Genomic DNA, 19,839 nt, shown 5'->3' on the forward strand with positions numbered 1-19,839 from the left:
CGGCCCCATGCCGAGCCGCTCCCCCACCCCACCGGCCTCACCCGGCGCCCACCCACCCCGCCACCACGGCGAAGTCCGCGTCCGTGAGCCCCACCTGGTGGTTCACGCGGTGCAGGAGGGCCCGTGCGGGGTGGTGGGCGCTCACCCAGTCCCGGTCGGCCGCCTTGATCTCGTCGTCGAGCCAGACGAAGGGCCGGCCCGCCGCCCAGGCCACGAGCGGCCGGGTCTTCCAGTGCAGCCGGCCGGGCCGCTCGGCCTCCTCCGGCCAGTCCACGGCCGGGAGCGGGGGCAGGCCGAGCCAGGGCGCCATGAGTTCGTTCGCCTCCTCCATCCAGGTGGTGGCCCACACCACCTCGCAGCCCAGCGCCCGCAGCCGGGGGCCCAGCGCCGGATCGACCCTGCTCAGCAGCGGGTTTCCGGCGCTCCGCGCGAGCCGTGTCCCGTACGCCGGACACGGATCCGCCGCCCCGAAGGGCAGGAGCGTCCCGTCGATATCCAGGAAGAGAAGCATGGCGCCTAGGCTACTGTTGCTCTCATGACTGCCGGGTTTGCGGCCAAGTGCCGCGAGCGAGTTGGGTGCCCGGCCTCTGAATGAGGCTGAGGCGGGCCAGGAGTCCGCCGGTCTCTCTCCGCGCGTTCGCGCGCGTTCGTCCACCGATCACCAGTGACGAGCACGGCCGGAGAGAGAAGAGGACACCGAGCATGCCCAACGACACCATCAACGACTTCAACCAGCAGGTCATCGAGGAGTTCCGCGCCAACCGGGGCCGCGTAGGCGGCTACTTCGAGGGCGCCCGCCTCATCCTCCTGACCACCACCGGCGCCCGCACGGGCGCGGAGCACACCACCCCCGTGGCCTACCTCCCCGACGGCGCCGACCGCATCCTGGTCATCGCCTCCGCGGGCGGCGCCCCCAGACACCCCGCCTGGTACCACAACCTCCTGGCCCACCCCCAGGTGACCGTGGAGAGCGGCGCGTTCACGTACCAGGCGCGGGCCGTGGTGCTGAAGGGCGAGGAGCGTGACCAGGCGTTCGCGCGGGCCGTCGAGACGGACGCGGGCTGGGCGGAGTACCAGGAGAGGGCGGGGCGGGTGATACCGGTCGTGGCGCTCCACGAGATCGCGGGCGGCCCTCCGAACATCAACGCCGGCTCCATGGGCGAGGCCATCAAGGTCGTTCATGACGCCTTCCGACGCGAACTCTCGCTCATCCGAGAGGAGATGAACAAGGAAACGGAGAGCGGCGACCACCTCGGTGCCCAGCTGCGCGTCAACTGCCTCACGTTCTGCCACGGACTGCACAACCACCACACCGGCGAGGACCTCGGCCTGTTCCCCTTCCTCGCCGACCGCCACCCCACGGCCGCCCCCACCATCGAACGCCTCCGCGAGGAACACGAACACATCGCCGCCCTGGTGGAGGAGCTGCGCGCGGCGATCGGGACGCAGGACCCGGCCATCGCCCGCTCGGAGGTCGAGCGCCTCACCACGGAACTGGAGGCGCATCTGACCTACGAGGAGGAACACCTGATCCCGCTGCTCGACGCCTGAGACACCCCTTGGGCGGGCGCCTCCGGAGAAGCCACCTGGAGGCGCCCCACCTCAGAACGGCGGGTCGCCCGCCCGCACCACGTCCGGCCGCTTCGACACGTCGTGTCCGCGCAGCGCGGGTCAGGCGGCGTCGAGCAAGCGAGTCGCGCGCTTCAGCGTGTGCGTGTACCGGTCCGCGGCCTGGCGCACCGCCGGCACGTCCAGACTCATGCCGTGGACGATGCGGTCCAGGTCCACGTACGCGGAGCGCACGACCTCCATCAGCTGGTACACCGGCCAGTCGCGCTGCCAGCCTCGGCTGTACTCGACGCCGACGCGCTCCTCCCAGCGGGCGAACATGCGGTGCCGGACCTCACCACGTGCCGGCGTCAGATGGAGGTGCCGGACCAAGTCGTAGAGGGGATCGCCGATCAGGGCCATCTCCCAGTCGATGAGGGCCAGTCCGGTGCCGTGGCGGGGGTCGTCGGTCCGGACGAGGTTCCACGGGTTGAGGTCGCCGTGCAGCAGCGCGGGCCGACGGGGGGTGACACGGTGGCGGGCGAGCAGTTCGGCCAGCCGGGCCGCGTCGGGCAGCCGCAGGCGGCGGGCGGCGAGCTGGGTCCGCTCCGGGAGCGCGGCGACCATCGCGGTCACGCGGTCGGCCAGCCAGGGGTGAAAGTCGTGGGCGGCGTGCGCGGCCAACGGATCCAGAGCGGCGCAGTCGGGTCCGGTCAGCGCGCACAGCTGGGAGGATGACGGGAGTACCACGATAGCCGCGCCAAGTGTCGTTCTGGGGCGGACCACCTGACGACCGGTCTACTTGGCGAGGTTCTTCCACAGGGAGTCGAACCAGGCCTGCGTGCCCTCGACGAGCAGCGCGTGGTTCGGATCTTCGCTGTCCTTGACGAAGTGGGTGAACTTGGCGATGAGTCCGAGGGCGTCCAGCGCCTGGATCTCGGTCTCCAGCCTCTTCAGTACCAGCGGTCGTTCGCCCACCACGTAGTAGGCCTGGAGCATCTCCTCGCCGTTCATCAAGTAGACCTTGAACGGCGGGGTCAGCGGTACGTGGCGGATCTCCACGTCGACCGTCTCGACCGCTCCCCGGGCCTTGAAGGTCAGGAGCCGCCCCTTGACCTCGCCGGAATGCCACTCCGCCAGCTCCCGCTGGCGCTCGCGCATCGCGTCCCGGTACTGCGGGTCCAGTGACTGCGGATACGGCATGTCCAGGTCGGGGTCAGGAAGCATCATCCGCAGCACGATGCGCTGCGGGGCTTCCAGCTTGCCGCGTTGGATGCGCTCGTCCAGTCTGCGGAGCTGGTTGTTCAACGACTCGGCCGTGAGCGTGAAGACGTCCAGGGTGACCTCCGCGCGGGCGAAGGCCTGGTCCATGAACCACTCCAGGCTGGCCGGCTGCCCCGACTGGTCCGTCGACCGCGCCGAACGGATGCCCTCCGGCACCCGTATCACCCGGGTTCCGCTGCCCTGCCGCCGCTCCACCCAGCCCTCGTTGGCCAGCTCCGTCAGCACGCTGCGCACGGTGTCCCGGGCCACCCCGAGCTCGGCGGCCAGGTCTCGTTCCGCCGGCAGAAGGCTGTGGAGCGGGTACTCGCCGTCGAGCAGACGGCTTCGCAACGTCGACATGACGTCGTCGAACCGCTGCCTGCGTCCGGTCGTACCGCTCCGCTCATCGCTCACCCTACGACCCTACCGCCATTCTTCCAATAGCGGACCACTCGCAACCACTTCACCCGACCAACACTCAAAAATGGTTGGGGATCAGTCCGCCAGGGAACCAACCAATCAGACCAACCAATCCAATTGGTCTGAGAGTTGACGGGCAGGCAGGAGATGAAGGAGGTGGCCATGCGAGTGTCAGCCGGCGGACAGCACGGACAGCACGTCCTGCAGCGTGGGCACCAGATATCCGGCCCCGGCATCACGCAGGATCTTCTCCTTGCGCTCGTTGCGCACGTACCCCAGGAAGCCGACGCCGGCGCTGCGCGCGGCCATCAGGTCCGTGGGGGCATCACCGATCATCAGGGCGTCCCCGGGCGAGGCGCCGAAGGCGCGCAAGGCCTGGTCGAGGCAGTGCGGGTCGGGCTTGAGCAGGTTCAGGTCCCGGGAACGGCCGTAGACATGCGGACCGAACGCGCCCTCCAGGCCGCGGTCGCGGAGGTACTGCCGGGCGGCGCGCGGCGAGTTGTTCGTCGTCACGGCCAGTGGGACCCCCCTGGCCGCCCACGTGCGCAGGAGCGGATCCGCGTAGGGAGTGGGCGTGGCACAGGCGGCGGCCTTCAACTCCTCCTGTGTGAGTCGCTCCTCCAGCGCTGCCACCGCGGCGCCGGGACGTGGGTGGCGGCTGTCGACAGCGCGCAGGACGTCCCAGGGGTCCGTCGACCACCGCTCCTCGTCCGTGAGCAGATCGCGCAGTCCTCGCGCCTCCAGCCACCCGACGAGCACGCGCGTCACCTCGCGCGCGGAATGTCCGGCGAACAGGCGGCAGATCGGCCCGTCGAAGTCGAAAAGCACGTAGCGGGCCCGCGTGATGAGTCCCTGGAGGTTCTCCGTGTGCGTTGTCACCGGTTCAGTCTGCGACACGATGGGGTGGCCGCGCGTCCACCGGGTCGCATGACACTAGTCCAGGGTCAACTCAGAGCTGACGGTGTCCCAGAGGGTGTCGAACCACAGCTGCGACTGCTCCACGAAGGCCTCGTCACGGCGGCCCGTCTCCTGCTCGAAGGAGAAGAGGAGGGCCTGGGTGCCCAGGACGTCGTACACGTCCCGGGATTCGGCGTCGTCCGCGGCTCGGCGGGTGACCATGTAGTAGGCGATCAGGGCCTCGCGACCGTTGAGCAGGTAGAGCTTCACCGGAGGGGTGAACGGGAGCGCGCGGAAGGTGACGCTCACGTCGATGCCGTGCGTGGCGCGCAGGGCGCGGAGGTTGTGCCCGAGGACCTGGACCTGGGCGTTGCGCATCGTCAACCAGCGCTCGTGCACCGAGTCGTCGTCGCCGCTCCCCTCGACCGAGGTGGGGAATGCCAGGTCGATGTTCCGGGAGGGCAGCAGCACCCGGACGTCGATCGAATCCGGGCAGACGCGTCCTTCGTGGATCCTCCGGAGCGGTTCCCCGAGGCCCAGCATCATCGTCTCGGCGGTCAGGCAGACGGCGTCCACGCGTACGTGCCGCGCGAAGAACGCCTCCGTGAGGCGGGGCCCGAGGCCCACCATCGTCGGTTGCGGCTCGCGCCATGCGGGTGCCGGCTCCGCGATGCGCGGCGGGCTGCCCTTACTGACGTTGCTCAGGAGACCGTCACCCTGGAGAGCGCGAAGGGCCTGGCGGACGGTGCCGCGCTCCACACCGAACTCCTCGGCGAGTTCGGCCTGGGTGGGCAGGCGGTCGCCCGCCTTCAGCCGCCCCTCCCGGATCCGCTCGCGCAGAGAGTCCGCGATCTCTTGAGGCGTGAGCCTTCTGCTGCCGACCACTGCCGCCATCTCCTCCCGCACCCGGAAACCGAAGGGCTGCATCCCACTTGTAGGGGTTGCCCGCATAGTTGTTTATCCATCCCTGCCAAGTTGGAACAACTTAAGCAGAGTTGGTGCCAACTAGCGCCAAGTCAGCGAGGTACTCGACCACTTCTGCCGAAGGGGGGTGTTCCCTCCCCATGCCAAGGAGACGCCACCGTGTCATGGATCAAAGCGGCCGCCACCGTCTTACTCCTCACCGTCGAGGAACTAGCCAAGTGGAGATACGGCACCACAGGCCTCGTCGCGCTCGTCCTGCTCCTCATCGGACTGCAGCGCCGCAACCACACCTGCAGCGCCATCGGCGCCGTGGGGCTCAGCCTCTCGGTCACGGGGCCGGCGCTGTGACCCGCGCGCGGTCAGCCCGCCAGGTCCAGTTCCGTGCTGATGGTCTCCCAGAGCCGGTCGAACCACAGACGGGACTGTTCCACGAAGGACTTGTCCCGCACCCCGCCGTCGCCCTGCCGGAAGGCGAACAGCGGCGAAGCGCCCCCCTGCACCTCGTAGGTGTCCGGCCCCCCGCCGTCGGTCCTCTCCGCACGCCGGCTCGGTGTGTAGAAGGCGAACAGGGCCTCGGTCTCGTTCAGGAGGTACAGCTTCACCGGCGGCGTGAAGGGCAGGGCGCGGAAGTGCACCTGGACGTCGACGCCGTGCGTGGACCGCAGCGCCATCAGGTTGTGGCGCAACACCAGGCCCTGGGCGTTGCGCAGCGCCATCCAGCTCCGATGCGCGGGGGAGTCGCCGCCGGAGCCGGCGGACGGGGGGAAGGCGAGGTCGATGTCCCGGGACGGCAGCAGGACGCGCAGGTGCACCGTGGCCGGTTTCGGCACCCCGGTGTGCAGTCGGCGCAGTGGCTCACTGATGGCCAGGTTGAGCGAGGTCGACGTCAGGCACAGCGCGTCGATCCTGACGTGCTTGGCCTCGAAGGCGGCCGCCATCCGGGCGGGCAGTGCGGCCAGGGTGGACTCCGGCTGCGCGGTCGGACCGAAGAAGGCCGTCGCCCCGTCGGGCGCGACCGTCGCCGGCGCCCCGCGGGACACGTTGGTGAGCAGGGCCTCCGACTGCAGGATGCGCAGTGCCTGCCGGACTGCGCCGCGCTCCACGCCGAACTCCTCGGCCAGGGCGGCCTGGGTGGGCATGCGCTGGCCCGCCTTGAGCGTGCCCGACCTGATCCTGTCGCGGAGTTCGTCGGCCACCTCCTGGGGCGACAACGGGCCCCTTCCCCGCTCGTTCGCGGCAACCTGTTCCGACGTCACATCGGAACACTACAACTTTGAGCCATCTTCGGGCAGTTGCCTGACAGATGGTTACCGGACACTTCAAAGCCGCTCCAACCGGGCATAAGTTGGCAACCAACTGAATGAATGTGGTTGCACTTTGCGATGGTTGGTAGCGCTGGAAGGACGCACCCCATGCCGTTCATCGCTCTCGTCGTCGCCGCTCTCGCCATCGGATTCGAGCAGTTCGTCCAGTCGAAGCTCGGCGCCATGGGGATCATCGCACTCGTCGCCATGACCCTCGGCATCAAAGCCAAGAACGTCACTCTCGGCGGCACAGGAGCAGTGATCCTCGTATTGCTGCTCACCCAGTCCGGCTGACCGGGCTCCCTTCCGGAGGGGAGCCGGGAGCTCGGTCAGTCTGCACAGACACAACTGAAGATCGGCAATCGAAGAACGCACAGTCACAACTGAACAAGCACAGGCACAGCCACAACTGAAGAGCACGCTACGGATAGCGAAACCGTCCACCGTCGCCGGCAGAAGGGAGCACTAGAAGAGGTCCGGGCACCACGGTCGCCTGGACGTGCGCAGCAGGGCGTCGGCCGAACGGGCGGCGCCCGCTCGTTCTTCCCGGACCCGGCCCAGCGCGGCCAGCCGTACCGCCGACTCGTCGCCCAGCCACAGCGCCGCCAGGTCGGCGACGTCCAGCGTGAGATCGGCGCTCTGGCTGCTCGGCGCGCAGGACGCGCCCTGCTCCGACGCCTCCAGCCGGTACCGCCCGCCCGCGAAGCCTCCGGCGTCCACGATCTCCAGCACCAGCTCCCCCGAGCCCTCGTACGTCCGCGCCTCCAGCGCCCGTACGACGTCCAGCACCCGCACCCAGAGCCCGTCGGCGTACACGGTCAGGCGGGCGGCGCGCGGGTCCGGCAGGAGCATCGGGAGCAGGTCGTCCGGGGCCCGCCAGCCCGCCTTCACGTGCGCGATCCAGTCGATCGAGCACAGGTAGTGCCACAGGGCGCGCTCGGCGGCCGGTGTCACCGCGATCAGCCAGTTCACGTCGGCCGTGTTCTGCGGCTGCTTGCCGTGCCACTTGTTGTCCGACTCGTAGGAGACCAGGCCCTCGATCTCACCGGCGGCCGAGCGGTACAGGGCGTAGTAGGGCTCGGTCCAGGAACTGCCGAAGCGTGCGGCGCCGGTGTCGATCCGCCACCACAGCTCGGTGCGGCTGACCGCGCCCGGCTGCGCCCGCCGCAGGCGTTCGTGCAGCTCGGGGCCGAGCTTACGGACGTCCTCGGCGTCGACCAGGTCGATCCGCCCGCCGTCCTCCGGCCCCGACCAGCGGCGGTCCAGGCCGGTCCGCGCCACGTCGACGGTCCACTCGGCGGCCGTGGTGGCGGCGCCGAAGCCGTAGCGGCCGTAGATCGGGTACTCGGCGGCGATGAGCGTCGCGACGACGTCCCCGCGTTCCTTCGCCGCCGTCAGGTCCTGGTTCATCATGCGACTGAGAAGGCCACGGCGGCGGTGCGTCGGGCTGACGGTGACGTTCGTGACGGCGTCGGCCGGCACGAAGGCGCCGCCCACGGCGGTGACCTCCTGCGCGAAGGAACGGAACGTCGCCACGCACCGGTCCCCGTCGAACGCACCGAGCAGCCGCCCCGGCACGAACTCGGCGCGCCGCGCCTGCAACTGCTCCTCGGTCAGCGTGGCCTTCTGGAGGAAGCCGACACGCATGGCGCGATGCCAGTCCTCGAACTCGGCCTCGGTGATCGGGCGTACGGGCAGCTCGTCGCGACGCGTCATGAGTGCACGGTAGGCATACGAAGGCACAGGTGTCGCGGGGTTTTCCCGCCCGGGGCGGTGCGCGTGCGAGCCGCCCCGGGCGGGACCACGCGGTCCACGTCCCCCGCCCTCACATCAGCAGGTCGTCGACCTGTGCCTCCCCCTCCCGGTAGCGTCGCGCGATCTCCGCGCTGCACTCGTCCGCGGTCCGCTGCAGCCGTTGCCGGCGCCGGGACACCTGCTGCTCGTACCGCACGAGGCGCCCCATCGCGGTGGTGAGTTCCACGTCGGTGCGGGCGTCCAGCGCGGACAGTTCGACCTCGGCCAGCATCTCCGCGGCCAGCCGCCGGTACTCCTCGTTGTGCGGCGTGCCCAGCGTGACGTGGCGCGCGGAGGAGCGGTGCCGGGCCGGGGCGTCCGTGAGGATCTCCGGCAGCCGCTGGACGACGGACGCCTCTGCCGTGCCCGCGTCCACCGGCGACGCCGGCCCCCGGCGCGCGAGCTCCGCGCGCAGGATGTCGATACGCCCTTGGAGCAGCCGTCGTACGTAACTGAGATCCGCCTCGTCGCGCTGGGCGTCCCGGCGCAGGGTGCGCAATTCAGCCAGTCGCAGCATGGTCAGATCGTGCGCGGGCGGATCGGGCGGCAGCTGTGGACTGTCCGTGCGTTGCACGGGTGGCCGGAGTGACTCCCCGGCTCCCGCATGGGTCAACGAGACAGCCCCAGGCGGCTGCCCGGTACTCGGTGTTCTCATATGCCTCAACCGTCCCCTCGACCGGCGTGTGGCAGCATCGTGCCACCCCAAGTGGCCGCTATGTGACCGAGTGCCCCCGAACAGCCCCAGATGGGGGCTTAGGGATCAAAAAGAGCGCTGGTACGGACCACCCGCGAAGGAGCGTGACACCGCCCGGCATGATGGGTCGCATGCGTGCAGTGGTGCAGAGGGTGGACGGCGCGAGCGTCGTCGTCGGCGGCGAGACCGTGGGGGAGATCACCGGCGAGGGGCTTTGTGTCCTGGTCGGTGTGACGCACGAGGACAGCAAGGAGAAGGCGGCCCAGCTCGCCCGCAAGCTGTGGTCGCTGCGGATGCTGCACGACGAGAAGTCGTGCAGCGACGTCGACGCCCCGCTCCTGGTGATCAGCCAGTTCACCCTTTACGGCGACGCCCGTAAGGGCCGCCGCCCCACCTGGAACGCGGCCGCCCCCGGCGACGTGGCCGAGCCGCTGGTCGACGAGGTGGTCGCGCAACTGCGCGCGCTCGGAGCCACGGTCGCGACGGGCCGGTTCGGTGCCCGGATGCGGGTGGGGATGACGAACGACGGCCCGTTCACGGTCCTGCTGGAGATCTAGCCGGCCGCGGGCGGGCGGAGCCTACGGCTCGACGACGACTTCCTGAGCGGCGGCCGTCGTGTCGGCCACCAGGCGCGCGTCCACCGGCACGTTCCGCTTCACCAGCGCCAGGGCCACCGGACCCAGCTCGTGGTGGCGTACGGATGTCGTCACGAAGCCGATCCTGCGGCCGTCGGGGCCCTCGTCCGCGAGCCGGAGCTCGGTGCCGGGCGGCGGCAGGTGCACCTCGCTGCCGTCGAGGTGGAGGAAGACCAGCCGACGCGGCGGCTTGCCAAGGTTCTGCACCCGGGCGACCGTCTCCTGCCCTCGGTAGCAGCCCTTCTGCAGATGCACCGCGGTGCCGATCCAGCCCAGCTCGTGCGGGATGGTGCGGTGGTCGGTCTCGAAGCCGAGGCGGGGCCGGTGCTGCTCGACGCGCAGTGCCTCGTACGCCAGGATCCCGGCCGCCGGTCCGGTCTTCGCCGCGTACGACTCCAGTTCGGCGCGCGGCAGGAAGAGATCACGGCCGTGCGCCGTCTCCCGTACGGCGGCCCCGTCCGGCACCTCGGCGATGGAACCGGCCGGCAGATGGACCACGGCGAAGTCGGCGGTGCGGTCGGCGACCTCGACCCGGTAGAAGAACTTCATCGACTCCAGGTACGCGATCAGGGCTTCCTGGGTGCCGGGTTCGACATGGGCCCAGACGGTCGTGCCGTCGTCGACGAGATAAAGCGCGTGTTCGATGTGGCCGTTCGCGGACAGCACCAGCGCCTCGGTGGCCTCACCCACGGGCAGTTCGCTGACGTGCTGGGTGAGCAGCAGGTGCAGCCAGCTCAGCCGGTCGTCGCCGGTGACGGTGACGACCCCGCGGTGCGAGAGGTCGACGAAACCGGTGCCGTCGGCGAGGGCGCGCTGCTCGCGGAACAGGTCGCCGTAGTGGGCGGCGACACCTTCGTCCACCCCTTCGGCGGGGACGGCGCCGGGCAGGGACAGCAGGGGGCTCTTCATACGCCTAAGCCTACGACTCGGTAGTTGAACTCTTGCCGGTCGAGCCCGGCGCAGGGCCTGGGGCAGAACGCTGAGCAGCGCTCTGGGCAGACGTCGCGGCCGTGCAGTCCTTGCACCGGCCGAAGATCGCGAAGTGCTTCATGTCGGTGTCGAAACCGAACGTCTCCCGCAGCTTGGCCGTGAACTCGGCGGCCACGGAGACGTCCGCCTCGATGACGTGGGTGCAGTCGCGGCAGACGAGGTGGAGGTGGTGGTGCCGGTCGGCCAGGTGGTACGTCGGCGCCCCGTGCCCGAGATGGGCGTGGCTGACCAGCCCGAGCTCCTCCAGGAGCTCCAGGGTCCGGTAGACCGTGGAAATGTTGACCCCCGACGCCGTCCTGCGCACTTCGGCGAGGATTTCGTCGGGGGTCGCGTGCTCCAGGGTGTCCACGGCTTCGAGCACGAGTTGCCGCTGCGGCGTCAGCCGGTAGCCGCGCTGCCTCAGGTCACTCTTCCAGTCGGTGCTCACCACACCCACGAGTCTATGGCTACTTGAAGAAAGCGATCCCGTCGTCCGGCAGGTCGCCCGGCAGGGCCTTCGCCCAGCGCTCGACGTCCTCCGGCGTGACGACCTTCTTCAGCTGGGCGGACATGTACGGCCGCAGCTCGACCTCGGGGGTCTGCTTCTCGCCGACCCACATCAGGTCGCTCTTGACGTAGCCGTACAGCCGCTTGCCGCCGCTGTACGGGCGGGAGGCCGCGGTGCGCGCGACGGCGTCCGTGACCAGGTCGATCTGCGGCTTCTGGTCGGCCAGCTCGCCGTACCAGATCTCGATGACACCGTCGTCGCGGGTCATCGTGACCTCGACCTTGCGGGCGGCGTCGATGCGCCAGAAGCCGTGCTCGGACTCCAGGGGCCTGACCTTGTTGCCGTCCTGGTCGAGCACCCAGCTGTGGGACTGGTACTCCAGGAAGTCCCGGCCGTCGTGCGCGAAGGTGACCTCCTGCCCGAAGTTGCACTTCTCGGCACCGGGGAAGTCGTGCACGCCCGCTCCCGCCCAGTTGCCGAGCAGGAAGGCGAGGGGGACGAGGTCCTTGTGGAGGTCGGACGGGATCTCGATCATGAGCAGCTCAGACTTCTCGTACGGACAGGGGGGTCAGCGCTGGCCCTGATACAGCTTCTTCACGGCCAGACCGGTGAAGGCGAGGACGCCGACGCAGACCAGGACCAGGAGAATTTCGAAGAAGAGGATCACGGGATGCTCCTAGGTGAGCGGGGATGCGTGGTACACAAGGCCGGGCCCCAGCTTACGCGGCCACGGCCCGGCCCTCCTTGCGAGGTACACCCTCAGCCGAGCAGCTGGCTCTGCAGGACCACGGTCTGCTGGAACGCACCGGGTGGGCCGCGCCCTCGCGGGACTGCACCACCAGGGCGAGAACGTCACCGGCGGCGAGACCTGCCCGGTGTCCCGCCTAGGACTGTGAAGCGCGGATTCCGTTACCAGGCCGCACAGGGGACCCACGGCCCCACCCCGAGTTGCAAGGATCTTGATTACGATTCAGCCATGGCGAAGAAGCTGGTGATCAAGGTGACGGCGGGGGCCGATGCCCCGGAGCGGTGTTCGCAGGCGTTCACCGTCGCGGCGGTGGCCGTGGCGAGCGGTGTCGACGTTTCCGTCTGGCTGACCGGTGAGTCCGCCTGGTTCGCGCTGCCGGGGCGGGCCGCCGAGTTCGAGCTGCCGCACGCCGCCCCGCTGCCCGACCTGATCGACTCGGTACTGGCCGCCGGGCGCCTCACGCTGTGCACGCAGTGCGCGGCCCGCCGGGACATCACGGAGAAGGACGTCATCGAGGGTGTCCGGATCGCGGGCGCGCAGGTGTTCGTGCAGGAGGCGCTCGCCGAGGACACGCAGGCCCTCGTCTACTGAGAGGGCCGGGGCGAACCGGGCGACCGAGGGGATCGGGTCCAGAGGCAGACGGGTGGCGTCGACCTCGACGTCGAGGGGAAGCATCATCCGCCCTGCGCTCGGGACGAGCCCGGGTACGTACGCCCGGTCCGGCCCAGTCGGCACCACCGACCAGCAGGACAGCTTTGCGGGCGACATGCCCGCCTTCCTACCGCGGCTTCTTCTTGCCGTCCAGCTCGTCCCACCACTCGTCGGACTGCGGATCACCGGACGGATCGTCCCACCAGCGGTCCTCGGGCCCCCTGCGGTTGGCGACCATCGCCGCGACGGGCGGGATCACCATGGCCACCACGCACATGCCCACGGCCGCCGGCGTCGACCACAGGCGCACGACTCCCCAGGCCAGGACGAACAGCCCGATGCAGACGCCCATCATCGCGAAGTAGACGTGCCGTCGGCGCGCGTACATACCTCCAGCGTAGGTCCGCGCCCGCGAAGCGCACGCGAAAGGGCCGCGTCCCAGGTGTCCAACCCGGAGGGACGCGGCCCAGACGCTCGGCGCCGGGTCGTCAGACCGCGATCGCGACCTCCGCGAGCCCGCCCTGCTGGGCGACGACCGTGCGGTCCGCGGTGGCACCACCGGGCACGAGGGCGCGCAGCGTCCAGGTGCCCTCGGCGGCGTAGAAGCGGAACTGGCCCGTCGCGGACGTCGGCACCTCCGCCGTGAACTCGCCGGTCGAGTCCAGCAGACGGACGTAACCCGTCACGGGCTCGCCGTCGCGGGTCACCTGGCCCTGGATGGTGGTCTCACCGGGCTTGATCGTCGAGGCGTCGGGGCCGCCGGCCTTCGCTCCACACATGTCTTTCTCCAGAAGGGGTCTGACCGGAAGGCCGGTCGCGGTCGATTACTTGTTGGCGCCGAGCTCGATCGGCACGCCGACGAGGGAGCCGTACTCGGTCCAGGAGCCGTCGTAGTTCTTGACGTTCTCCACGCCGAGCAGTTCGTGCAGGACGAACCAGGTCAGCGCGGAGCGCTCACCGATGCGGCAGTAGGCGATGGTGTCCTTGGCGAGGTCGACCTGCTCCTCGGTGTAGAGCTCCTTGAGCTCCTCGTCCGACTTGAAGGTGCCGTCGTCGTTGGCGTTCTTCGACCACGGGATGTTGCGGGCGCTCGGGACGTGACCCGGACGCTGCGACTGCTCCTGCGGCAGGTGCGCGGGAGCGAGCAGCTTGCCGGAGAACTCGTTGGGCGAGCGGACGTCGACCAGGTTCTGCGAACCGATGGCGGCGACCACGTCGTCACGGAAGGCGCGGATGGAGGTGTCCTGCGGCTTGGCCTTGTAGTCGGTGGCGGCCCGCTCGGGGACCTCCTCGACCAGCTCGCGGGCGTCCAGCTCCCACTTCTTGCGGCCACCGTCGAGCAGCTTGACGTTGTCGTGGCCGTAGAGCTTGAAGTACCAGTAGGCGTACGAGGCGAACCAGTTGTTGTTGCCGCCGTAGAGGATCACCAGCGTGTCGTTGGCGATGCCCTTCGCCGACAGGAGCTTCTCGAAGCCCTCCTGGTCGATGAAGTCACGGCGGACCGGGTCCTGGAGGTCCTTCGTCCAGTCGATCCGGATGGCGTTCCTGATGTGGTTCTTCTCGTAGGCGGAGGTGTCCTCGTCGACCTCGACAATGGCGATGTTCGAGTCGTCCAGGTGCTCCTGCAGCCAGTCGGCGTCGACCAGGACGTCGCTACGGCTCATGCTCTTTCTCCTCCGGGGCAGTTGCGGCGGGGCGTGCGAGTGCGAAGGGGTGCGCGTGGCCGAGGCCGGCATGGCGCACGAATGGCCCTGAGCAGGGCTGGGGAACGCGGAAGTCGGGGCTTCCGCTCAGAAGGTGCGACAGAGCATGGCGGCAACGCGGCACAGGTCTACTGCCCGCCGCTTCGTGAGGTCCGCCTGTCGCTTCATGCCGTCGAGCTTAGGGACGGACCGGCGGGCGTGTCACCGGTGTGTCGTATTCTGAGACAGGATCGTCCGGCATACGGGAATACAGGAGCGTCCGGCGAGCCGTGGCACGGCTACCGGGCGCTGGTGCCCGTCCGTACATCTGCGGTACGGACGGGGGCGTCTCGCCTGTCGGACTGCCGGACAGCGTCCGGCCCCGTCCTACCCGGCCAGCCGCACGTTCGAACCCCGCACCGAGATCTCCAGACCGTTCCGCGCGGCCTCGACCTTGTCGAGTTCGACGCCGCCCGGCAGGTCGTCGATGGCCTGCTGGAAGTCGGTGATCTCACGGACCGAGTTCTCGGCGAGGTCGAGGCCCGCCAGGTCCGGCAGGGAGTCGGTGCGCACCTCGACGTTGTCGCCCTTGACGCTGACCGTGCTGAGCACCGAGAGCTGCTTGGTGCCGATCACCGGGGCGTCGATCTCCAGGCCGACCTCGATCTTGCCGCCCCCTCCGTCGGAGAGGCTCACCACCCGGGCGGTGATGCCGGGGGCGACGTCGGTGGGCTCGGACTTCGCGGCCTTGAGCAGCTCGTCGTACGCGATGGTCGCGGTGCCGGTCGCGGAGGCGGCCGTGGCGGAGCTGAAGTCGCCGGAGAACTCGACGCCCTTCATGTCGGCCCGCAGGCCGTCGATGCGGATCCGCTCGCCGTCGCCCGCGGCCGCCTCGTAGTTCTGGATGCCGACCTCGACGTCGTCCAGCGTGCCGCCGGCGACCTGGGTGAGGAACGGGAAGCCGTTGATGGCCACCTCGGGGGTGCTGGACAGGCCTTCGGTGGCCCGCAGCCGGTCAGCCACCTCACCCTCGGCGAAGTTGACGGCGAGCCGGTCGGCGGCCACGAACAGGCCGCCCAGGATCACGACGACGATCAGAAGTATTCGCAGCGCGCGCATGTTTCCCCACCCAGGCGGTCAGTCACGGACGACGGTCACCGTAACGCCAAACCGAACACCTGCCGGGATTTTGTCGATCACCTGTGACAGGCGGCGGGTCAGACCAGCGCCTGCCCCAGCACCCACAGCACCGGCGCCGCGGCGCTCAGCGGCAGGGCCACACCGGCGGTGAAGTGCACGAACCGGGACGGGTAGTCGTAGCTCGCCACCCGGTGGCCGATCAGCGCGCACCCGCCGGCCGCCACGCCGAGCAGCGCACCCGCGCCGTTCCCGACGCCGGTCATCCCGCCGACCGCGATGCCCGCACCCGTCGCCGCGAGCAGCGCGACGACCACGGAGGCCGGCGTCGGCAGCGGCAGCGCACGGGCCAGGACCGCCACGGCCACCGCGAGGGCGCCAAGAGTGACCGCGTCCGGCTCGGCGGCCAGATAGCCGGTCGCGATGACGGCCAGCGCGGCCGAGACGACGGTCGCCATCAGGCCGTACATCCGGGTGTCCGGGTCGGCGTGCGAGCGCAGTTGCAGCACCAGGGTCAGCAGCACCCACACCCCGAGCGTGCCGAGGATCGCGGCCGGCGCCTGGTCGCGGCCCGCGACCAGCAGCGCCACGTCCGCGGTCAGCGCGCCGGCGAACGCCAGCGCGATGCCCTGCCGGGCCGGCCACATGCCGTTCAGCCGGAACCAGCCCGCGGCCGTGACGGCCTGGAGCAGGACCAGCGGGACGAGCAGGGCGTACGAGCCGAGCGCCGCGCCGCCGGCCATCAGCAGTCCGAGCACCGCGGTGAGGGCGGCAGGCTGCAGCCCGGGCTCGATGATCGGCGACCGTCCTTCGAGCCGGGCCCGCTGAGCGGCCGTGAGCGGCGCCTCAGGAGTGGCCGGGGGCTCGGGGGCCTCGGGGGCCGGCTGGGGCCGCTCGTACGACCGCCGCGCCCACTGCCCGCTCTCCGGCGGCTGCGGCGGGACGTACGCCGGGGTCTGCTGGGCCCGCGTGTCCCAGGTCCGGCCCTCCCACTGCTGGGCGTACTGGCCGCCGCCCTGGGGCTGCTGCGGGTACGGGGCCTGCTGGTACTGCGGCGCCTGCTGAGAGTGGGGCCGACCCTGCTGGTACGAGGTCTGTCCCTGCTGGTGCGGGGGCTGTCCCTGCTGGTACTCGGGACGGCCCTGCTGCTGCGAGGAATGCCCCTGCTGATACTCCGGGCGCCCCTGCTGGTGCGGGGGCTGTCCCTGCCGGTACTGGCCCTGCTGCTGCGCGGACTGCCCCTGCTGGTACTCGGGACGGCCCTGCTGGTACTGGGGCTGCTGCTCCTGGCGGTACTGCGGCTGTCCCTGCTGGTAGGGGTCGTACCCGCCGTCGTACGGGCCCTCGTACGGCTGGTTGCTCATCGGTGTGGTCACCCTCCTGCGAACGGCGGGAGCACCTCGACCGTGCCGCCCTCGGCCAGCCGTACCGTCTCATGCCCGCGGGTGCCCACGGGGTCACCGTCGACAAGGAACGAGCATCGCTGCAGGACGCGCACCAGTTCACCGGGGTGTCGCTCGCGCACGCCGGCGAGCGCCTCGGCGAGCGTCGCCGCGTCGAACGGCTCCTCGGCGATGCCGGCCGCGGCCTTCGCGGCCGCCCAGTAGCGCACCGTGACCTTTGCCATCTCGTCCTCAAGTCAATCGGCAGAACCTGGCTGTGACTACGGTCAGGCTAGCCCGCCGCACCGACGGCCCAGTCCCCGATACGGGCCAGGAGGGCGTCGGTGGCCGCGTGCTCGGCGTGGCCCATGCCGGACTCGAGCCAGAGTTCGCCGTGGTCACCGGCGGCCTCGGCCAGCATGTGGGGGTGGTCGACGGGGAAGTAGCCGTCGCGGTCGCCGTGGACCAGCAGGAGCGGCGTCGGCGCGATCCGGGGGACCGCCTCGACCGGCGAGAGCGGGACGGGGTTCCAGCCCCGGTGGTGGATACGGGTGCGCAGACCGTAGCGGCCCAGCAGGCGGCCCTCGGGGCGGGTGACGAGCCAGTGGACACGGCGCATGGGGGCCGTGCCCCGGTAGTACCAACGGGCCGGGGCGCTCACCGACACGACCGCCTCGGTCTGCCGGGCGTTGAGCGCCGCGTGCCGCAGCACCACCGAGCCGCCCATGGAGAAGCCGACGGTCACCACGCGCGCGTGCCCCTGTTCCCGCGCCCACGCCACCGCCGCCGCCAGGTCGAAGACCTCGCGGTCACCGACGGTCGAGTGCCCGCCGGACGCCCCGTGGCCCCGGAAGGAGAACGTGATCACGGCGCCGTACCGCGCGAACGCCGAGGCGACGCGGCGCACGTGCGGTTTGTCCACATCGCCGGTGAAACCGTGCGCCACGACGAACGCCGGGTGGTCGGTGGATGGCGTCAGGGTTTCGTACACGGCCGCACCCGGCTCGTACAGGGCGTCGATCCGCACACCGTCCGCGGTGTGCAGAAACGTCCGTGAGGAGGCGCGTCCGCTCGCCCCGGCCGTCTCATATGCCGGACGAACGGTGGTGGAACGTGCCGCTTGGCCTGCCGGACCGTTGCTCATGTGGGCTATTCTGCTGTGCAGAGGACTCGGGCAGCGTTGCCCCCGGGTCCTTTTGTGCTTTCGGAAGCGTTGTATACGAGGCGGAGAACCGCAGGTGACCGCAGGTGTACGGGCCCCGGGATCGCAGAGCAGTGCCGCATCGCACAACGTCCTCGCAGGGACCGAGGAGGAACCAGACGTATGAGTTCTCTGCTGCTCCTGACCAACGCTCTCCAGCCGTCGACGGAGGTGCTGCCCGCGCTCGGCCTGCTGCTGCACAACGTGCGCGTGGCTCCGGCGGAGGGACCCGCCCTCGTCGACACCCCCGGTGCCGACGTCATCCTCGTCGACGGCCGGCGCGACCTCCCCCAGGTCCGCAGCCTCTGCCAGCTGCTGCGCTCCACCGGCCCCGGCTGCCCCCTCGTCCTCGTGGTGACCGAGGGCGGCCTCGCCGCCGTCACCGCCGACTGGGGCATCGACGACGTACTGCTCGACACCGCCGGACCCGCCGAGGTCGAGGCCCGCCTCCGCCTGGCCACGGGCCGGCAGCAGATCGTCAACGACGACTCCCCGATGGAGATCCGCAACGGTGATCTGTCGGTGGACGAGGCCACCTACAGCGCCAAGCTCAAGGGCCGCGTCCTCGACCTCACCTTCAAGGAGTTCGAGCTCCTGAAGTACCTCGCGCAGCACCCGGGCCGCGTCTTCACCCGTGCCCAGCTGCTCCAGGAGGTCTGGGGCTACGACTACTTCGGCGGCACCCGCACGGTCGACGTCCATGTACGGCGGCTGCGCGCCAAGCTCGGCCCCGAGCACGAGTCGCTGATCGGGACCGTCCGCAACGTCGGTTATCGATTCGTTACGCCGGAGAAGGTGGACCGCGCGGCGGACGAGGCCAAGGCCAGGGCTGCCCGGCCAAAGCCGGAGGATGCGGGCGAGACGGCCCCGTTGGGCGCCCCCGAGGTACCGGCGGACGTGTAGCGGGCGCGCGGGCGCCCCTCAAGGGGTGCGCCCGCCCACGCACGGCTGCGCACAACGCTCCGTACGCCCTGCCCAGAGCGGGTCCATCCGCGTAGACTCCGCGCGTGGCCAAGGTGACTCGGGATGATGTGGCGCGGCTGGCGGGGACCTCCACCGCCGTGGTCAGTTACGTCATCAACAACGGACCCCGGCCGGTCGCCCCGGCCACGCGCGAGCGTGTCCTCGCCGCCATCAAGGAGCTGGGCTACCGACCGGACCGGGTGGCCCAGGCGATGGCCTCCCGGCGCACCGACCTCATAGGCCTGATCGTCCCGGACGCCCGCCAGCCCTTCTTCGGGGAGATGGCGCACGCGGTGGAATGGGCGGCCGCCGAGCGCGGAAAGATGGTGCTCGTCGGGAACTCCGACTACGTCGGCGAGCGCGAGGTCCACTATCTGCGGGCGTTCCTCGGGATGCGGGTCTCCGGGCTCATCCTTGTCAGCCACGCGCTGAACGACATGGCCGCCGCCGAGATCGAGGCCTGGGACGCCCGTGTCGTCCTTCTCCACGAGCGCCCCGAGGCCATGGACGACGTCGCCGTCGTGACGGACGACCTGGGCGGCGCCCAGCTCGCCGTGCGCCATCTGCTGGAGCACGGCTACGAGTACGTGGCCTGTATGGGCGGCACCGCCGAGACGCCCGCCGTCGGCGACCCGGTCTCCGACCACGTCGAGGGGTGGCGGCGCGCCATGGCCGAGGCCGGGCTGCCGACCGAGGGACGGCTCTTCGAGGCGCCGTACAACCGCTACGACGCCTACCGCGTCGCCCTGGAGATCCTGTCCGGCCCGAAGCGGCCGCCCGCGGTCTTCTGCTCCACCGACGACCAGGCCATCGGCCTGCTGCGCGCGGCGCGCGAGCTGCGGATCGACGTGCCCGGGGAGCTGGCCGTGGCCGGCTTCGACGACATCAAGGAGGCGGCGCTCGCGGACCCGCCGCTGACCACGGTCGCCTCCGACCGTTCGGCGATGGCGCGGGCCGCGGTGGACCTCGTCCTCGACGACGGGCTGCGGGTGGCGGGGTCGCGCCGGGAGCGGCTCAAGCAGTTCCCCTCGCGGCTCGTGGTGCGCAGCTCCTGCGGCTGCTAGCGCCTGTCCTTATATCGGGCATACAAGGTTCTGCCGGGCTTCTCAGGCAGCACTC

The 19,839-nt window shown here is 70.4% G+C and carries 26 protein-coding genes; 7 read left to right on the forward strand and 19 right to left on the reverse strand.

Going from position 1 to position 19,839, the window contains the following annotated elements; translation table 11 throughout:
• Positions 1 to 37: 37 nt before the first annotated feature.
• Positions 38 to 511 (reverse strand): HAD domain-containing protein, encoded by a 474-nt coding sequence (locus AB0O67_RS02075; protein WP_365444588.1) that lies wholly within the window; start codon positions 509 to 511, stop codon positions 38 to 40.
• 191 nt (positions 512 to 702) lie between these two features.
• Between AB0O67_RS02075 and AB0O67_RS02080 the strand changes: the two genes are divergently transcribed.
• Positions 703 to 1,551, forward strand: a complete 849-nt coding sequence (locus tag AB0O67_RS02080) for a nitroreductase/quinone reductase family protein (RefSeq protein ID WP_365444591.1) — start codon at positions 703 to 705, stop codon at positions 1,549 to 1,551.
• Positions 1,552 to 1,671: 120 nt separating this feature from the next.
• Here the strand turns inward: AB0O67_RS02080 and AB0O67_RS02085 are convergent, their stop codons facing one another.
• The 4 genes from AB0O67_RS02085 to AB0O67_RS02100 all read right to left on the reverse strand — a co-directional run bounded on the left by AB0O67_RS02085 (position 1,672) and on the right by AB0O67_RS02100 (position 5,055).
• Positions 1,672 to 2,298, reverse strand: a complete 627-nt coding sequence (locus AB0O67_RS02085) for an aminoglycoside phosphotransferase family protein (RefSeq protein ID WP_365444594.1) — start codon at positions 2,296 to 2,298, stop codon at positions 1,672 to 1,674.
• 48 nt (positions 2,299 to 2,346) lie between these two features.
• Entirely contained in the window at positions 2,347 to 3,225 is an 879-nt protein-coding gene (locus AB0O67_RS02090; RefSeq protein ID WP_365444597.1) for a GntR family transcriptional regulator, read from the reverse strand.
• A gap of 177 nt (positions 3,226 to 3,402) precedes the next feature.
• A complete protein-coding gene (locus tag AB0O67_RS02095) occupies positions 3,403 to 4,110 on the reverse strand; it encodes an HAD family phosphatase (RefSeq protein WP_365444600.1) in 708 nt (235 codons plus the stop codon).
• Between the two features lie 54 nt (positions 4,111 to 4,164).
• The gene (locus AB0O67_RS02100; RefSeq protein WP_365444603.1) at positions 4,165 to 5,055 is read right to left on the reverse strand and encodes a GntR family transcriptional regulator; all 891 of its coding nucleotides are present in this window, start codon (positions 5,053 to 5,055) and stop codon (positions 4,165 to 4,167) included.
• Between the two features lie 156 nt (positions 5,056 to 5,211).
• On the opposite strand from AB0O67_RS02100, the gene AB0O67_RS02105 reads away from it, so the two are divergent.
• The gene (locus AB0O67_RS02105) at positions 5,212 to 5,400 is read left to right on the forward strand and encodes a hypothetical protein (RefSeq protein WP_365444606.1); all 189 of its coding nucleotides are present in this window, start codon (positions 5,212 to 5,214) and stop codon (positions 5,398 to 5,400) included.
• Positions 5,401 to 5,411: 11 nt separating this feature from the next.
• Here AB0O67_RS02105 and AB0O67_RS02110 read toward each other — a convergent pair whose 3' ends face one another.
• Positions 5,412 to 6,263, reverse strand: a complete 852-nt coding sequence (locus AB0O67_RS02110) for a winged helix-turn-helix domain-containing protein (protein ID WP_365444609.1) — start codon at positions 6,261 to 6,263, stop codon at positions 5,412 to 5,414.
• 201 nt (positions 6,264 to 6,464) lie between these two features.
• Between AB0O67_RS02110 and AB0O67_RS02115 the strand changes: the two genes are divergently transcribed.
• Positions 6,465 to 6,650: a hypothetical protein gene (locus AB0O67_RS02115; RefSeq protein ID WP_365444612.1), complete on the forward strand. Its 186-nt coding sequence runs from the start codon at positions 6,465 to 6,467 to the stop codon at positions 6,648 to 6,650.
• Positions 6,651 to 6,821: 171 nt separating this feature from the next.
• Here AB0O67_RS02115 and AB0O67_RS02120 read toward each other — a convergent pair whose 3' ends face one another.
• Both AB0O67_RS02120 and AB0O67_RS02125 read right to left on the reverse strand, forming a co-directional pair.
• Entirely contained in the window at positions 6,822 to 8,072 is a 1,251-nt protein-coding gene (locus AB0O67_RS02120; RefSeq protein WP_365444615.1) for a GNAT family N-acetyltransferase, read from the reverse strand.
• Positions 8,073 to 8,181: 109 nt separating this feature from the next.
• On the reverse strand, positions 8,182 to 8,805 hold the full coding sequence (locus tag AB0O67_RS02125; protein WP_365444618.1) for an aerial mycelium formation protein: 624 nt from the start codon (positions 8,803 to 8,805) through the stop codon (positions 8,182 to 8,184).
• 170 nt (positions 8,806 to 8,975) lie between these two features.
• Here AB0O67_RS02125 and dtd point away from each other — a divergent pair, with 170 nt between their 5' ends.
• Complete coding sequence (gene dtd, locus AB0O67_RS02130) at positions 8,976 to 9,401, forward strand: D-aminoacyl-tRNA deacylase (RefSeq protein ID WP_365444621.1); 426 nt, start codon at positions 8,976 to 8,978, stop codon at positions 9,399 to 9,401.
• A 21-nt stretch (positions 9,402 to 9,422) separates the two neighbouring features.
• Here the strand turns inward: dtd and AB0O67_RS02135 are convergent, their stop codons facing one another.
• Genes AB0O67_RS02135 through AB0O67_RS02145 form a run of 3 tightly spaced genes read right to left on the reverse strand, consistent with a single transcriptional unit; the run spans position 9,423 to position 11,491 of the window.
• The gene (locus tag AB0O67_RS02135) at positions 9,423 to 10,388 is read right to left on the reverse strand and encodes a folate-binding protein (protein WP_365444624.1); all 966 of its coding nucleotides are present in this window, start codon (positions 10,386 to 10,388) and stop codon (positions 9,423 to 9,425) included.
• Positions 10,389 to 10,398: 10 nt separating this feature from the next.
• Positions 10,399 to 10,899 carry a transcriptional repressor gene (locus AB0O67_RS02140; protein WP_365444627.1) on the reverse strand — a complete coding sequence of 167 codons (501 nt, stop codon included), beginning with the start codon at positions 10,897 to 10,899 and terminating at the stop codon, positions 10,399 to 10,401.
• A gap of 16 nt (positions 10,900 to 10,915) precedes the next feature.
• Positions 10,916 to 11,491: an FABP family protein gene (locus tag AB0O67_RS02145; protein ID WP_365444630.1), complete on the reverse strand. Its 576-nt coding sequence runs from the start codon at positions 11,489 to 11,491 to the stop codon at positions 10,916 to 10,918.
• 441 nt (positions 11,492 to 11,932) lie between these two features.
• On the opposite strand from AB0O67_RS02145, the gene AB0O67_RS02150 reads away from it, so the two are divergent.
• Positions 11,933 to 12,295, forward strand: coding sequence for a DsrE family protein (locus tag AB0O67_RS02150; RefSeq protein WP_365444633.1), 363 nt, complete (start codon positions 11,933 to 11,935; stop codon positions 12,293 to 12,295).
• A 187-nt stretch (positions 12,296 to 12,482) separates the two neighbouring features.
• Here the strand turns inward: AB0O67_RS02150 and AB0O67_RS02155 are convergent, their stop codons facing one another.
• The 8 genes from AB0O67_RS02155 to AB0O67_RS02190 form a co-directional block, all read right to left on the reverse strand.
• A complete protein-coding gene (locus AB0O67_RS02155) occupies positions 12,483 to 12,743 on the reverse strand; it encodes a DUF3099 domain-containing protein (protein ID WP_365444636.1) in 261 nt (86 codons plus the stop codon).
• 100 nt (positions 12,744 to 12,843) lie between these two features.
• Positions 12,844 to 13,134, reverse strand: a complete 291-nt coding sequence (locus AB0O67_RS02160; protein WP_365444639.1) for a DUF1416 domain-containing protein — start codon at positions 13,132 to 13,134, stop codon at positions 12,844 to 12,846.
• A 45-nt stretch (positions 13,135 to 13,179) separates the two neighbouring features.
• Entirely contained in the window at positions 13,180 to 14,019 is an 840-nt protein-coding gene (locus AB0O67_RS02165; protein ID WP_365444642.1) for a sulfurtransferase, read from the reverse strand.
• 126 nt (positions 14,020 to 14,145) lie between these two features.
• Positions 14,146 to 14,226: a putative leader peptide gene (locus AB0O67_RS02170; RefSeq protein ID WP_350310325.1), complete on the reverse strand. Its 81-nt coding sequence runs from the start codon at positions 14,224 to 14,226 to the stop codon at positions 14,146 to 14,148.
• A 198-nt stretch (positions 14,227 to 14,424) separates the two neighbouring features.
• Positions 14,425 to 15,156: a DUF2993 domain-containing protein gene (locus AB0O67_RS02175; protein WP_365444645.1), complete on the reverse strand. Its 732-nt coding sequence runs from the start codon at positions 15,154 to 15,156 to the stop codon at positions 14,425 to 14,427.
• Positions 15,157 to 15,254: 98 nt separating this feature from the next.
• Positions 15,255 to 16,538: a hypothetical protein gene (locus tag AB0O67_RS02180; RefSeq protein ID WP_365444648.1), complete on the reverse strand. Its 1,284-nt coding sequence runs from the start codon at positions 16,536 to 16,538 to the stop codon at positions 15,255 to 15,257.
• A gap of 8 nt (positions 16,539 to 16,546) precedes the next feature.
• Positions 16,547 to 16,801 carry a MoaD/ThiS family protein gene (locus AB0O67_RS02185; protein WP_365444651.1) on the reverse strand — a complete coding sequence of 85 codons (255 nt, stop codon included), beginning with the start codon at positions 16,799 to 16,801 and terminating at the stop codon, positions 16,547 to 16,549.
• A 47-nt stretch (positions 16,802 to 16,848) separates the two neighbouring features.
• Positions 16,849 to 17,700 carry an alpha/beta fold hydrolase gene (locus tag AB0O67_RS02190; RefSeq protein ID WP_365444654.1) on the reverse strand — a complete coding sequence of 284 codons (852 nt, stop codon included), beginning with the start codon at positions 17,698 to 17,700 and terminating at the stop codon, positions 16,849 to 16,851.
• 180 nt (positions 17,701 to 17,880) lie between these two features.
• Between AB0O67_RS02190 and AB0O67_RS02195 the strand changes: the two genes are divergently transcribed.
• Positions 17,881 to 18,660 (forward strand): response regulator transcription factor, encoded by a 780-nt coding sequence (locus AB0O67_RS02195; RefSeq protein ID WP_365444657.1) that lies wholly within the window; start codon positions 17,881 to 17,883, stop codon positions 18,658 to 18,660.
• Between the two features lie 104 nt (positions 18,661 to 18,764).
• Positions 18,765 to 19,784 carry a LacI family DNA-binding transcriptional regulator gene (locus AB0O67_RS02200; RefSeq protein ID WP_365444660.1) on the forward strand — a complete coding sequence of 340 codons (1,020 nt, stop codon included), beginning with the start codon at positions 18,765 to 18,767 and terminating at the stop codon, positions 19,782 to 19,784.
• Positions 19,785 to 19,839 lie beyond the last annotated feature (55 nt).

The sequence above is a fragment of the Streptomyces sp. NPDC086077 genome, assembly GCF_040686175.1.
Classification (GTDB): Bacteria; Actinomycetota; Actinomycetes; order Streptomycetales; family Streptomycetaceae; genus Streptomyces.